This window comes from Janthinobacterium sp. 17J80-10 (assembly GCF_004114795.1).
GTDB lineage: Bacteria > Pseudomonadota > Gammaproteobacteria > Burkholderiales > Burkholderiaceae_D > Paucimonas.
Genome location: NZ_CP035311.1, coordinates 482,098 through 496,091, shown reverse-complemented (window position 1 = coordinate 496,091; position 13,994 = coordinate 482,098). Strand labels below are relative to the sequence as shown.

At 60.0% G+C, this 13,994-nt stretch carries 12 protein-coding genes and 1 tRNA gene; 6 read left to right on the top strand and 7 right to left on the bottom strand.

Annotated features, from left to right (window positions below):
* Positions 1-28 precede the first annotated feature (28 nt).
* Together EKL02_RS02120 and EKL02_RS02115 are read right to left on the bottom strand one after the other, a co-directional pair.
* Entirely contained in the window at positions 29-535 is a 507-nt protein-coding gene (locus EKL02_RS02120) for a DUF2127 domain-containing protein (RefSeq protein WP_128900492.1), read from the bottom strand.
* A gap of 133 nt (positions 536-668) precedes the next feature.
* Positions 669-947, bottom strand: coding sequence for a hypothetical protein (locus tag EKL02_RS02115; protein WP_128900491.1), 279 nt, complete (start codon positions 945-947; stop codon positions 669-671).
* Positions 948-1,121: 174 nt separating this feature from the next.
* On the opposite strand from EKL02_RS02115, the gene EKL02_RS02110 reads away from it, so the two are divergent.
* The 4 genes from EKL02_RS02110 to EKL02_RS02095 all read left to right on the top strand — a co-directional run bounded on the left by EKL02_RS02110 (position 1,122) and on the right by EKL02_RS02095 (position 5,919).
* Positions 1,122-1,304, top strand: coding sequence for a hypothetical protein (locus EKL02_RS02110; protein ID WP_128900490.1), 183 nt, complete (start codon positions 1,122-1,124; stop codon positions 1,302-1,304).
* A gap of 110 nt (positions 1,305-1,414) precedes the next feature.
* Entirely contained in the window at positions 1,415-1,600 is a 186-nt protein-coding gene (locus EKL02_RS02105; protein WP_128900489.1) for a hypothetical protein, read from the top strand.
* A 17-nt stretch (positions 1,601-1,617) separates the two neighbouring features.
* Entirely contained in the window at positions 1,618-3,651 is a 2,034-nt protein-coding gene (locus EKL02_RS02100; RefSeq protein ID WP_241687766.1) for an AsmA family protein, read from the top strand.
* A 153-nt stretch (positions 3,652-3,804) separates the two neighbouring features.
* Entirely contained in the window at positions 3,805-5,919 is a 2,115-nt protein-coding gene (locus tag EKL02_RS02095; RefSeq protein WP_128900488.1) for a catalase, read from the top strand.
* 38 nt (positions 5,920-5,957) lie between these two features.
* Here the strand turns inward: EKL02_RS02095 and EKL02_RS02090 are convergent, their stop codons facing one another.
* On the bottom strand, positions 5,958-7,148 hold the full coding sequence (locus EKL02_RS02090) for an MFS transporter (RefSeq protein WP_128900487.1): 1,191 nt from the start codon (positions 7,146-7,148) through the stop codon (positions 5,958-5,960).
* A 233-nt stretch (positions 7,149-7,381) separates the two neighbouring features.
* On the opposite strand from EKL02_RS02090, the gene EKL02_RS02085 reads away from it, so the two are divergent.
* Positions 7,382-7,894 (top strand): LapA family protein, encoded by a 513-nt coding sequence (locus tag EKL02_RS02085; protein WP_128900486.1) that lies wholly within the window; start codon positions 7,382-7,384, stop codon positions 7,892-7,894.
* On the opposite strand, the gene mdtD is transcribed toward EKL02_RS02085, so the two are convergent.
* The 3 genes from mdtD to EKL02_RS02070 form a co-directional block, all read right to left on the bottom strand.
* Entirely contained in the window at positions 7,875-9,272 is a 1,398-nt protein-coding gene (mdtD, locus tag EKL02_RS02080) for a multidrug transporter subunit MdtD (RefSeq protein WP_128900485.1), read from the bottom strand. The two genes, EKL02_RS02085 and mdtD, sit on opposite strands and share 20 nt — an antisense overlap.
* Positions 9,273-9,286: 14 nt before the next feature.
* The gene (gene dbpA / locus EKL02_RS02075) at positions 9,287-10,672 is read right to left on the bottom strand and encodes an ATP-dependent RNA helicase DbpA (protein WP_128900484.1); all 1,386 of its coding nucleotides are present in this window, start codon (positions 10,670-10,672) and stop codon (positions 9,287-9,289) included.
* Positions 10,673-10,792: 120 nt separating this feature from the next.
* Positions 10,793-10,869: transfer RNA gene (locus EKL02_RS02070), tRNA-Met, on the bottom strand.
* Positions 10,870-11,042: 173 nt separating this feature from the next.
* Between EKL02_RS02070 and EKL02_RS02065 the strand changes: the two genes are divergently transcribed.
* Positions 11,043-11,267 (top strand): hypothetical protein, encoded by a 225-nt coding sequence (locus EKL02_RS02065; protein ID WP_128903343.1) that lies wholly within the window; start codon positions 11,043-11,045, stop codon positions 11,265-11,267.
* 6 nt (positions 11,268-11,273) lie between these two features.
* Here the strand turns inward: EKL02_RS02065 and EKL02_RS02060 are convergent, their stop codons facing one another.
* The gene (locus EKL02_RS02060) at positions 11,274-13,886 is read right to left on the bottom strand and encodes an EAL domain-containing protein (protein ID WP_128900483.1); all 2,613 of its coding nucleotides are present in this window, start codon (positions 13,884-13,886) and stop codon (positions 11,274-11,276) included.
* Positions 13,887-13,994: the final 108 nt, after the last annotated feature.

Sequence of the window (13,994 nt, the reverse complement as noted above, 5' to 3'; positions counted from 1 at the left end):
TTGCAAGGCTATGGTGAACAACTGCCGCTCAAGATCTACGCTTGCACCCACAAGCCGGCGATTGCGAAGCTGCACTGCGCCTGCGATATAACTGCAGCGCCAGAAAGCCAACCACAAAAACATTGGCGACAAATACCAAGGCGCCGATAACCGACGGCTTGTGTAAAAAATGACTGATTTCAAAGGGGACGTACAGCGCACCGGACATTGCAGCTACCCACTCGCCCCAGGCCAGATCATGCCAAAGTCCATACGCTTCAATCAGGCGAACAACAGCGTAGCCAATACTCAGTAACACCAGTAGACGCACGTCGGTGTTTTCAAGGATATCCACGTAGCGCAAAAGAGCCGTGGGATACCGTCCTCCAGGATTCATGCCCAAATGGGCAATCAATTCATGGGCAAGATGCCTTACATCATGGTGCAGTAGGCTGATGAGCCCGAAACTGCCGGCAAGCACAGCGATTCCCTTCAACGCTTCAAACAGGGCAATCCCTTGTAATGTTCGTCGATCCACGCCAGGGTGGGCATTCATTGCTATCCGTTGATTTCAATAAAATCGGTGCATCGGCGCGGCAGTTTGGCTGGCAAAAAGACTGGTTGCACACAAAAATGCCAGGGCCGTGCGGAACGGGCCTGGCATTTTCTTGAGATTAAAGCCTTGACGGCTATTTGGCCGGCGCAGTCTTGGTAGAACCGGGCTGACCAGATGTTGTGCCGCTGTTGGCTTGCGCGGCGTGCTGTTCCTTCTCTTCCTTCTCTTTTTTGGCGGCCTTATGGTGTCCGACGGCACACCCTGCTGCGGCGCCCACGCCACCATGCTTTCCAGCTACATGTCCGGCAACGGCGCCAACGGCAGCGCCTTTCAAGCAACCTTTCGCATTCGCCGTTCCAGAAACCGATGCGAAAGAAAGTAGCAGGGAACAGGCAATAATGAAATTTTTCATCACGATCCTTTTAATGTAAGAAACGCATTTTTATGAGAATGCTTTTGTCTCCTGGAAGTTCCTCTTGATATTGGACTGGGATATAAAGCGTTTCAGTACCAGCGAATCCGTGCCGGCATCTTTTAAAAAATATTACGCAACCTCAACACAATTTCCGGCAACCACCGCACTGTCTTGACTAGTGACTACCGCGCCTTGCAGCTTGGTACAGTTACCAAGGTTGTTCCGATTGACAAGCTGAGCGTGGCATTCCCGATCGTTCCTGGCATTGTCTTCGCGGGAGAAAAACTGAGCTGCCTGGTGGCACTGGGCGGTTTTTTGATCGTCGCCGGGTCTCTCATCATTATTGTTTTTTAAGCGTAAATGACTTTGCTCACGAGGCCGTTGCGACCTAGGCAAACTTTCACCGTTTTTCGTGCTCTATAGAATCAATAAACGTTCATAGTTATTTGACACAGGAGACTAAGATGGCCGACACTTCCCGGCGCAAGGATGACGCGCCCACCATCGTTCCAGAAGACAATCCGCAAAAGCCCGAAATCAAGGAACCGCCGCAACCCGAAAAGCCGCCCGTCAAACAAAAAAATCCTGGCAAGCAAGGCATCAACCCCGAACAAACGGGCCCCGCGCAGCCAAGAAAGCCCGGCCAGTAATTGTTCAAGCGGCCATCGTGGCGACCCCATTGCTGCGCAATCGAAAAATCCTGACAAGAATTCTTGTCGGGGTCGTTGCCCTGCTGGTGCTGATTCCGTTATTGCTTAGCGTTATTAACTGGAATTTTGCCAAGCCCTGGATCAGCGAGCGCGTCAGCGAAGCCACCGGCAGGGCATTTGCCATCCATGGCGACCTCGTGCTGAGCTGGCGCAAGCCGGCACAAACCGAAGTTGGCTGGCGCAGGTTGCTGCCCTGGCCACACTTGCGCGCCCATGATCTGGAACTGGGCAATCCGTTATGGGCCACCACCGGCCCAACCATGGCGAAGGTGCCGCAAGTCGATTTCGTCCTTAACCCGCTGGCGCTGCTGCAAAAGAAAGTCAGCGTATCGGGCCTGATCCTGACCGAGCCTGACCTGGTGCTGGAACTCGGCAAGGAGGGCCAGAACAACTGGACCTTCAAAAAGAAAGACGCAAGCCAGGCGCCATCGCCATGGCAGCTGGACCTGCGCGACCTGTCGCTGAACGAAGGCACGGTGCGCCTGGTCGATCCGGTCCGCAAAGCCGATGTCACGACACGCATCGACACCCTCGACGACGGCAGCATCGTCTGGAAAATCAGCGGCAAGCTGGATAAGGATACGGTCTCCGGGGATGGCAAGGCAGGCGCGCTGCTGTCGCTGCAGGAGCGCGATACCCGCTATCCCGTGGAAGCGCAACTCAAGGTCGGCAATTCCACACTGGTCGCCCGCGGCACCCTGACCAACCCGCGGCACATCAGTGCGCTCGATGTGCAGCTGAAAATCACGGGCGCCAGCATGGCGCATCTTTTCCCGTTTTCCGGCATCGTGTTGCCGGACACGCCGCGCTTTTCAACGGAGGGACGGGTGGTCGGCTCGCTGGCGCGCGACAATTTCCATTTGCGCTATGAAAAATTCACCGGCAAGGTGGGCAATAGCGATATTGGCGGCACCCTGGAATACCTGCGCAAAGAACCACGCCCGCTGCTGCGTGGCGAAGTGGTGTCGAACCACCTGAGCCTGAAAGACCTGGGGGCATTGGTGGGATCCGACAGTGCGGAAGAAAAAAAGAAACGCGGCGACAAGACCCGGCAACCACCGGACAAGGTCTTGCCGGTGGCGCAATTTCGCAGCGAGCGTTGGGACAAGATCGATGCGCAAGTGCGCTTCACCGGAAAAAAAATCATCCGCGAAGAAAGCATCCCGATCGACGACCTCGTTACCACCGTGCGCCTGGATAACGGTGCCCTGTCACTGGCACCGCTGAATTTCGGCGTGGCTGGCGGAAGGTTCAACGCCGAACTGGACATCGATGGCAAGCGCGAACCGGCGCGGGCACGCATGCAGGTGACCGCGCGCGGCATCCAGCTCAACCGGCTGTTTCCCAAGGCAGAATCGATGCGTGCAAGCCTCGGGCAAATTCATGTCAATGCAGCGCTATCGGCCAGCGGCAATTCCCTCGCGGCGCTGGCAGCGTCAGCCAACGGCGAAATCAAGGGCTTTATTACCGAAGGCACCATCAGCAAGTTCATCCTGGAGGCCATGGGGTTGAATTTGGGCAGCCTCGTCGTCACGCAGATTTTTGGCGACCGACAGGTGCGCCTGAACTGCCTCGCCGGCGACTTTTCCGTCAAGGATGGCCTCATGCAGGCCCGCACATTCGTGGTTGATACCGAAGATGCGATCATTGGCGTGGAGGGACAAATCAACCTTGCCCGCGAAACGCTGGGGCTGACGATCCTCCCCGAAAGCAAGGGCTTGCGCGTGATTTCGCTGCGCTCGCCGCTGCATGTGCGCGGGACATTCAAGCAGCCGGATGTGGGGGTCGACAAGGGCATTGTGGCCATGAAGGCGGGCGCAGCAACCTTGCTGGGCACCCTGGCGACTCCGCTGGCGGCCCTGCTTGCCTTGATCAATCCCGGCCCGGATCAAAAGAGTCCGTGCGCGCAGCTGCTGGCCATGGCAAAGGAAAAGCCCGTTGCGCCGCCTGCCGAGGCAACCCGGACAAAGCAGAAGAAGGGGGTGCAATAGGTACACCTGCCCTGCCACGGACGGCCTATCGCACAGCAGGAACTTTCACTTTGCGCCTTGCATCTACCCGTATTCGTTAACCAAATTGCAAGCGGTCGTGCCGGCGGCAGGATCGCCTTGTCCCTTTCCCTACGCTAACTGACGAGAGTAAAAATGGCCAATGACAAGAAATCCGGAGACAGTGGCACGCCCCGCAAGCAAGCCTCCAAGGGCGCCGGCGAACCAGGCACCCTCGCGGGCACGGGCGGCGAGTTACACCAGGTTGCCAACGGCAGTCAGCCGCAACTGACAACCAATCAGGGCATTCCGATTCCTGACAATCAGAATTCCCTGAAAGCCAATACGCGCGGACCGACCCTGCTGGAAGACTTTATCCTGCGCGAAAAAATCACGCATTTCGACCATGAGCGCATCCCGGAGCGCATCGTGCATGCGCGCGGCACCGGCGTGCATGGCACGTTCGAACTGACCCATTCGCTGGCGCAGTACACCACTGCGAAAATTCTCACGGAAGTCGGGGAAAAAACCCCGGTATTCACGCGATTTTCGACCGTGGCTGGCGGCGCCGGCTCGGTCGATACGCCGCGCGACGTGCGCGGCTTTGCGGTCAAGTTCTACACCAAGGAAGGCAACTGGGATTTGGTCGGCAATAATATCCCGGTCTTCTTCATCCAGGATGCCATGAAGTTTCCGGACGTGGTGCACTCGGTCAAGATGGAGCCGGACCGCGGCTTTCCGCAGTCGGCTTCGGCGCATGACACCTTCTGGGATTTCATATCGCTGACGCCGGAATCGATGCACATGGTGATGTGGATCATGTCCGACCGCACCATCCCGCGCTCGCTGCGCATGATCGAAGGCTTTGGCGTACATAGTTTCCGCCTGCTCGATGCCGCCGGCAAATCCACCTTCGTCAAGTTCCACTGGCGCCCCAGGCTCGGACTGCAGTCGACGCTCTGGGATGAAGCTTGCAAGATCGCCGGCGCCGATCCCGACTTCCACCGGCGCGACATGTTCGAAGCCATCGGCCGCGGCGACTTTCCGGAATGGGAACTGGCCGTGCAGCTCTTCACCGAGGAAGAGGCTGAAAAATTCCCGTTCGACCACCTCGATGCGACCAAGCTGATCCCCGAAGAAATGCTGCCGCTGCAAGTGATCGGCCGCATGGTGCTGGACCGCTGGCCGGACAATTTTTTCGCCGAGACCGAGCAGGTGGCTTACTGCCCCGCCAATATCGTGCCCGGCATTGATTTCTCCAACGACCCGCTGCTGCAGGGCCGCCTGTTTTCCTACCTGGATACGCAGCTGTCGCGGCTGGGCTCGCCCAACTTCCACCAGATCCCGGTCAACGCGCCGAAATGCCCGTTCGCCAACCACCAGCGCGACGGCCACATGCAGATGGCGCAGCCCAAGGGGCGGGTGGCGTACGAGCCGCAATCGCTGGACCCGGATTCGCCGCGCGAGACCCCGGCCGCCGGCTTTCCCAGTCACGCCACCCCCGAGAGCGGCGCAAAGGGCCGCATCCGTGCCGAAAGCTTTGCCGACCATTACACCCAGGCGCGCCTGTTCTATCGCAGCCAGACGCCCACCGAGCAAACCCACCTGGCCTTTGCGCTGGTGTTCGAACTGTCCAAGGTCGCGCACCTGCATGTGCGCCAGGCGATGGTCGGCCATTTGCGCCACATCGATGCGGACCTGGCGCAGCGCGTCGCCGATGGCCTGGGGTTGCCGTTGCCGGAGGCGCCCAAGCCCGCTGTGCCGGTGCAGGACATGGCGCCCTCGCCGGCATTGCAAATCATCGGCAAGATGCGCCACACGCTTGCCGGCCGCGCCGTCGGCATCCTGGTCGCTGACGGCAGCGACGGCAAGGTCATCGAATCCCTGCGCAAGGCTGCTGCCGATGTCGGCGCCGGCGTGAAGATCATCGCCCCCAAGGTCGGCGGCGCAACGCTGGCCGATGGCACGCTGCTGCCGGCCGATGGCCAGCTGGCCGGCACGCCCTCGGTCATGTTCGACGCGGTCGCCGTGGTGCTGTCGGCGGCAGGCGCGCAGATGCTGTGCAGTGAAGCCGCCGCGCTCGATTTCGTCAGCGACGCCTTTGCCCATCTGAAGGCGATCGCCGCCAACCCGGGGGCGCAAGCGCTGCTGGACAAGGCCAATGTGGTGCCGGACGCCGGCGTCATCGCCGCCGATGATGCCAAGGGCTTCATCGCCGCCGCCGCCACGCGCCAGTGGGCGCGCGAGCCTTCCGTGCGGATACTGCCCTGAGCGTTGAGAGGCGGCAGCTGACGTTGGCGGGCCTCTGCTTACCTGAGCAGGCCCGCACGCGCGGCGACGATGGCAATCAGCGCGGCCAGCACGCCGATAAAGCCGATGGCTGCCTGCATGCCAAAGCCGTGCGCCAGCGCGCCGATCACCGGCGGCCCCATCAGGCTGCCGCTGTAGGCCATGGTGGCCACGCCCGCCAGGGCAACCGGCCCTTGTTTGCCGGCCGCGCTGAAGACGAATGGGAATACCAGCGCCAGGCCGAAGCCGGCGGCGCCAAAGCCCGCCATGGCCAGATAGGGGCTATCGGCCAACACGGAAAACAGCAGGCCGGCCGCCGCCAGCGTCGCGCCGCCCGATACCAGCGGGCGCGCGCCATGCCGGCGCTTGAGGTGGTCGCCCGCCAGGCGCGCCAGCAGCATCGTCACCAGGAATGCTGAATAAGCCAGCGGCGCCACGCCGTCCGTCACGCCAAAATGGTCTTTCAGGAATACGCCGCTCCAGTCGGCAATGCTGCCCTCGGACATGGCGCCCAGAAAAACCAGCGCGCCCAGCATGGTCAGCGGTCCGCGCGGCATGGCAAATATTGTTTTGGCTGCATTTCCAGCGGCAGGAGCGTCAGCCTTGAGGCTGCCGTCGTCGCCGCTCTCGGCCTTGAGAAGATGGCATGCCAGCCAGAGCAGCACGGCCAGTGGGGCAGCCAGCAAAAGAAAGTGGCTGGCCGGCGCGATGCTTTTGCTGGCCATAAAGCCACCCAGCGTGGCGCCTGCCAGGCCGCCGGCACAGCAACCGGCATGCAGCCTTGCCATGGTCGATTTTCCGGTTTTCTTTTCCAGGCTGGTGGCAACTGCATTCATGCCGACATTCAGGCACCCGGCAGGAATGCCCATCAAGAATACTGCCGTCATCAACAATGAAATCTCGGTTGCCCAGCCGATGCCGACCAGGGCGGCCAGCAATGCCAGTCCGGCGATCAAGACCGTCTTGCGCCCGCCAAGCCGCGCCATCATCCATGAGGACACCGGATAGGAAATGACGGCCCCGACGCCGCCGCACAGCAATACCATCGACAGGGCCGAGTGCGGGATATGCAGGTCTGCCTGTATGCCGGGTATGCGGCCGGCCCACGAACCCATGATGAGGCCAAACAAGACAAAGACGACGGGCAGTGCGGCGGGTTGAACCCGCTGCCAGGACAATCGTTGCGATGGAGCAGTTGCGATGAGTTGCATTTTTATCGAGGGGCAATAATGTTTTCAGGAAGCCCCTGTGATACCTGCCCGTTAGAAATAGTTTCTGCACGGAAGAAAATAGGAAAAACATTGATATCAGACATAAGCCTGGCCTATATCTGAATCCGATGGATGAACGCTCGCGCAACGTGGGAGTCTGTAGAAGTACATCTCCTGCAACAGGACGTACCGACTTGCAAGAATGCACTTGTGGTTTCCTCAAGGAGAACACCATGAAAATCAGCACGTTATTTCTGGTTCTTGCGCTGGCGGTGGCCGCCGCATTTGCCGCCCTGAACTGGCCGACGTTTAATCAGGCAACCACGCTCTCGCTGGGCTTTACCAATGTCACGGCGCCGCTGGGCTTGATCATGCTGGGGCTGTTAGTGGCAGTCAGCGTGCTGTTCCTGGCGTATCTGGTGACCCTGCAAACTTCCGTGCTGCTGGAAACCCGCCGCCATGCGCGCGAACTGCAGGCGCACCGCGCCCTGGCAGACCAGGCCGAAGCGTCGCGCTTTACGGAATTGCGCAAATTTATCGAGGGGGAATTGCAGGCGCGCGGCACGCACGAGGCGGAAATGCACGTTACCTTACTTTCGCGCATGGACCGGCTGGATGAATCGGTGCGCGGCTCCCTGCAGGATGCCAACAATACCGTGGCTGCCTATATGGGCGAACTGGAAAGCCGGCTGGCGCCGCTACCGCCGGGCGCAACGCCGGAACGGATTATTCGCCGCGAACATTAAGGCGGCGCGCCGGCAGCTGCCAGAAGATCCAGGCGGACGCCGCGGTAATCACGCCCATGCACAAAAAGGTCGCCTGAAATGCCGAAGGCGCACCCGGCTGCGGCTGTGCCAGCAGGCCGGTAAAAGTCGCCAGCAAGCCGCCGGCGACCGCCACCCCCAGGCTCATGGAAAGCATTTGCACCATGGAATGCAGGCTATTGCCGCTGCTGGCAAGCGATGGCGGCAAGTCCTTCAGGGTCACCGCATTCATCGCTGAAAACTGCAGCGAATTAATTGCGCCAAACAATCCCAGCTGGGCAATGCGCAACCACAGCGGCAGGCTTTCGGAAAACAGCGCAAAGCTGGCAATGCAGGCGCCCACCAGCACGGTATTGCCGATTAAGACATTGCGGTAGCCTGCGCGCCGCACGAGCGCCGTGGCAAAGCGCTTGACCAGCATGCCGCCGATCGCCACGGGGATCATCATCACCCCGGCATGCAGGGCGGAATAGCCGAGCTTGACCTGCAGCAGCAAGGGAATCAGAAAGGGCATGCTGCCGGTGCCAATGCGCGCAAACAGGTTCCCCAGGGAACCGACGCTGAAGGAATTGACCTTGAAGAGCGCCAGCGGAAATAGCGGCGCGGCATGACGGGAAGCGCGCAGCCAGTACGCCGCCAGGCACGCCAGCCCGAAGACGATCAGCACGACCACGACAGCCTGGCGCATGCCGCGGTCGGCCAGGCCATCGAGCGCCAGCGAAATCATGACCATGCTTGCCGCCAGCAGCACATAGCCGGCAAGGTCGAAGCGCGCGCGCGTCTCGGCGCGGAAGTCCGGCATCAGGGAGAGCGTCGCCATGCAGCCCAGCGCGCCGATGGGGATATTGATGAGAAAGATCCAGTGCCACGATGCGTACTCGACCAGCCAGCCGCCAAGGGTCGGGCCAAGCAGGGGGCCGATCAGTCCCGGGATGGCCACGACGGTCATCGCCGGCATGAATTTCTCGCGGGGAAAGGCGCGCAGCACGGCCAGCCGGCCAACCGGCAGCAGCATCGCGCCGCCGGCGCCCTGGAGTGCGCGGGCCGCCGTCAGCCACGACAGGGAAGGCGCGTATGCGCACAGGAGCGAGCCGAGGCTGAAGAGGATGAGCGCCCCCAGAAAAACCCGGCGGGTGCCGAAGCGGTCGGCAATCCAGCCCGAGGCGGGGATCAGTGTTGCCATGGCCAGGGTATAGGCAATGATGACCGATTGCATGCGCAAGGGGCTTTCGCCGAGGCTGGCCGCCATCGCCGGCAAGGCGGTATTGACGATGGTGGCGTCGAGCGTCTGCATGAAAAAAGCCACCGCTACCAGCCACAGCAGCATGCGTTGGGAATTTTCTGTCGTGCTTATTGCCATCGCAACTTCCGGCCTCAGAGGGTAATAAAGCGCATCCTGAAATTGCGGCCCTTGATATTGCCGCTGGAAAGGCGCTCGTACGCCTGGTCGGCAATGTGCCGGTCCAGCGCGACGTAAGTGACGAATTCAAACACGTTGATCTTGCCGACCTGCTCCTTGGTCAGACCGGCGTCGCCGGTCAGCGCGCCCAGCAAGTCGCCGGGGCGCAGCTTGTCTTTCTTGCCGCCCTGGATGCACAGCGTCACCATCGGCGCCTGCAGCGCCTTGCCCTGGCCGGCTTCCAGCGTGGCCAGTTCATGCCACTCGGCCGGCTGGTGCTGGTATTCCTCGATCAGCTTGACCCACTTCTTTTCATTGGGCGCGCACAGCGACAGCGCCAGGCCCTTTTCCTGGCCGCGGCCGGTGCGGCCGATGCGGTGCACGTGCACTTCGGTATCTTTCGACACATCGACATTGATCACTGCGCTGAGAGACTGGATATCCAGCCCGCGCGCGGCGACGTCGGTGGCCACCAGCACCGAGCAGCTGCGGTTGGCAAACAGCACCAGGATTTCATCGCGTTCACGCTGCTCCAGGTCGCCGTGCAGCGCCAGCGCGGAAAAGCCCTGCGCCTGCAGCTCATCGGCCAGTTCGCGGCAATGGATCTTGGTATTGCAAAAGGCAATCGTCGACACCGGCTTGAAGTGGCGCAGCAGGCGCGCTACCGCCGCATTGCGCTCTTCATAACCGATCTCGTAAAAGCGCTGCTCGATCTTGCCGGCCTCGTGCTGGACCTCGGCGGAGACTTCGACGGGATCGATCAGGAATGGGCTGCTCACCTTGCGGATATCGTCCGGATACGTCGCGGAAAACAGCAGGGTCTGGCGGCGCGAGGGACAAGCACTGACAATGCCGGCGATTTCTTCCTGAAAGCCCATGTCGACCATGCGGTCGGCCTCATCCAGCACCAGCGTTTGCACCGTGCCCAGGTTGATGCTGCCGCGGCCCAGGTGGTCGCGAATACGCCCCGGCGTGCCGACCACGATATGCGCGCCATGTTCCAGCGACGCCATTTGCGGGCGCATCGGCGCGCCGCCGCAGAGCGTGAGCACCTTGATATTGTCGGCAAAGCGCGCCAGGCGGCGCAATTCATTGGCCACCTGGTCGGCCAGCTCGCGCGTCGGACACAGCACCAGCGCCTGGATGGCAAACCAGGTCGGATTGAGCTTGCGCAGGATGCTGATGCCGAACGCGGCGGTCTTGCCGCTGCCGGTCTTGGCCTGGGCGATCAGGTCGCGGCCTTCGATTGCCACCGGCAGGGTCTTGGCCTGGATCGGCGTCATCTCAAGGTAGCCGAGCGATTCGAGGTTGGCCAGCAGGGCCGGCGCCAGCGGCAGGCTGGCAAATGCGGTGTCATTCATGAGGGTGCTTCCCGGTGTGAGGGTAAGACAGTCTAGCAGGCTGGCCGGCAAGGGCAGGATTTCTGGGCAGACCGCAGAAAGCAAAAAGCCCGACTGGCTGCGTCGGGCTTTTGCGGTATCTGGTTGCGGGGACAGGATTTGAACCTGTGACCTTCGGGTTATGAGCCCGACGAGCTGCCAGACTGCTCCACCCCGCAGGCGAATAATACCGCGCATTGGGGTTTCGCACAATCGGCATTTTCAGGAAATGCAAACATGGGCGTGCAAAACTGCAGGTGCGATAGGCCGTTATGGTTCAAAATGGCGGGGAAAGGCGGCAAGAAGCGCTGCAGCAGCGAAATAATGACTGGATTGGAGTAATGCGATGACGATGACTTACGAAGAATACCTGGATGAAGTCACCACGCTGATTTATGAGAAGTACAACGTCAGCGAAGCCGATGCGGTGAAATTCGTGGTGCGCGCACAGGCTGGAGATTTTTTCAGCTTGCACGACGACAAGCCTGAAATGCGTACGCAAGAGCGTGCGGAACTGGATGCGAAGACGATTTACGAACAGCGCAACAAGTCCAATCCCAAGGCATTCCGCAAGTAAGACGGGCTAGTGCGACGCCTCCCGCACCATTAATTGTTCGAATGCCTCAGGATTGATCCCCTTTGAAAACAGGAACCCCTGGGCGTAATCACACCCCGCCGTGCGCAGCAATTCTTTTTGCTCGTCGTTTTCAATGCCTTCGGCGATGACTTGCAAGCCAAGCTCGTGGGCCATGACGATGATCGATTTGACGATGGTGCGGTCGCTGGCATCGGTCACCATGTCGCGCACGAAGGACTGATCGATTTTCAGGTAATCGATATCGAATTTTTTCAGGTACTGCATCGACGAATACCCTGTGCCAAAATCGTCGATGGCAACCTGGATGCCGGCATCGCGGTACTCGAACAGCTTGTCGGCGACCGTTGTCGATGCATTCAGCAGCAAGCCTTCGGTGATTTCCACCACAATGCTGCTGCCCAATAATCCAAGCATTTCCAGGTACTTCAGCCAGTTCACTCCCGGCACGGTCGAGCGAATCTGCGCAGGCGAGGCATTGACGCTGATCTGCACGGCTTTGCCCAAATGTTCCTGCCATTGCCGCGAGCATTTGGCAGCCTGCTTGAATACCCAGTCGCCGATTTCATTGATCAGGCCAGTCTCTTCTGCAATCGGAATGAAATGCGCCGGCGCGACCCGGCCCAGCGTGGGATGATTCCAGCGCAACAGGGCCTCTGCCTTGGCGATACGCCCCGTGGCCAGATTCACTACCGGCTGGTACACCACTTCCAGCTCGCCGGCGGCCAATGCCTTGCGCAAGTCATTGGCCAGGCGCAGGCGATGTTGCGCCCTTTCCTGCATCGACGGCGTGAAGTAGCGAAACTGGTTGCGCCCCGCATTCTTGGCTGCATACATGGCCTGGTCGGCATTGCTGATGAGTTGTTCCGACGTCGTGGCATCTGCCTGGTAGAGGGTGATGCCCACGCTGGCCGAAACATAGACCGTTTGCTGGTTCAGGAGAAAAGGCGCAGCAAGACGCTCGAGTATTTTCTGCGCGACATTCTCGACATAGGACAGGTCGGAAAGCTCGGTAAGGATGACCGTGAATTCGTCGCCACCCAGCCTGGCCACCGTATCGGACGACCTGACACATCCGGCAAGGCGCTGTGCAGCTTCCACCAGCAACTGGTCGCCGGTGTCGTGCCCCATCAGGTCATTGACTTCCTTGAAGCGGTCCAGGTCGATGAACATCAGGCAGAGCGAATGCTCGGCGCGTGCCGCCTTTTTGACTTCCTGGTCCAGCCTGTCGCGAAACAGGCGCCGGTTCGGCAGTCCTGTGAGCGCATCAAAATTGGCCTGGTACCAGATGCGTTCCTCGGATTCCCTTTTTTCAGAAATATCGCTGATCGTGCCCGTCATGCGCGATGGCTTGCCATTCTTGTCGTGCCCGATCGCGACACCGCGGGAGCGTACCCACTTCCAGCTGCCGTCGCGGCACAGGAAGCGATATTCCAGCGCTACCGGGTCTCTGCTGCGGATCGCGGTATCGAGCAGAGCCATCGCCACGGGCAGGTCGTGCGGATGGATGCGGCTCGACCAGGATTCAATGCGGTCGGGAAAGTCTTCCTCGCTGTAGCCGAACATCTCCCTGAAACGCTTTGAATAAAGCAATTCCCCCGTCATCATGTCCCAGTCCCAGAGGCCATCGCCGGTGCCTTCCACTGCCCGTTCCCAGCGCTCATGGCTTGCCTGGAGCGCATCCTGCGCGCGCTTCTGGTCGGTCACATCCTGGCCTTGGATGAAAATGCCGGCAGTTTCATTCTTGGCACCGCTAATTGGCTGGCAAACGAAGTCGACATACCGTTCGGTCAGCGGGGCATCGCGGTACAACTGCAACATGATCTTCATTTGCCGCCCGACAAAGGCCGTGCCCTCCCTGAAGACCTTGTCCAGCAAGCCATCGTAGCCTTGCCCGGACAACTCCGGCAAGGCGTCTCTTACCGGCTTGCCGACAATGTCGCGGTGGCCCACGAGTTGATAAAACGATTCATTGACCATGTCGACCACATGCTCCGGACCACGGACAATGGCCACAAAACCGGGGGCCTGGCGGAACAGGTTCAGGAGATGTTCACGCTCCTTGTCGAGCATCCGGTTGGTTGCTTCCAGCGCCTGGGCACGACTGAATACGCTGCCGGCAATCTGATAATCCACATCACCTTGCACAGTGCGTCCTTGCCCGTCTTGTTGCAAACGGACAAGCTCTGTCACATCGATCGGATTTTGAATCACAAACGCCACGTCCCCTTGCTGATCGAGAACCGGCGTATGGATCAGGCTCCAGTAACGTTCTTCGAATGCCAGGCCTGCGGCGGTATGCACCGGAATGTTATATTTCACGACAGCAAGATGGTCGGGCTGGCGTGTTGTTATTGCCCGTAACAAGGAGGCCTGCAAGACATCGGCATGCGTCGTATCCGGCTCACGGGGATCAAGCGGGAAAGCGTCAAACAGATTGCGCCCGGCAATTTCTTCGCGTAATCGCCCGGTCAGGCGAAGATAGGCATCATTGGCACCGAGAATGATAAAGCGGGTCGTCAGTAACAAATAGGGAAAAGGTGAAGCGTTCACCAATACCCCGAGATCCATGCCATTTTTCGATGGATCTTTTTTATTCATATGAAAATGCCCGAAGTAATGAAACCGTCTCGCCAGTCATCGTTTTATTCAAACCATGCGGATTGCGATGTTGCAGTGTGGCTATATCACGCCGCCTTCAACGCTCGT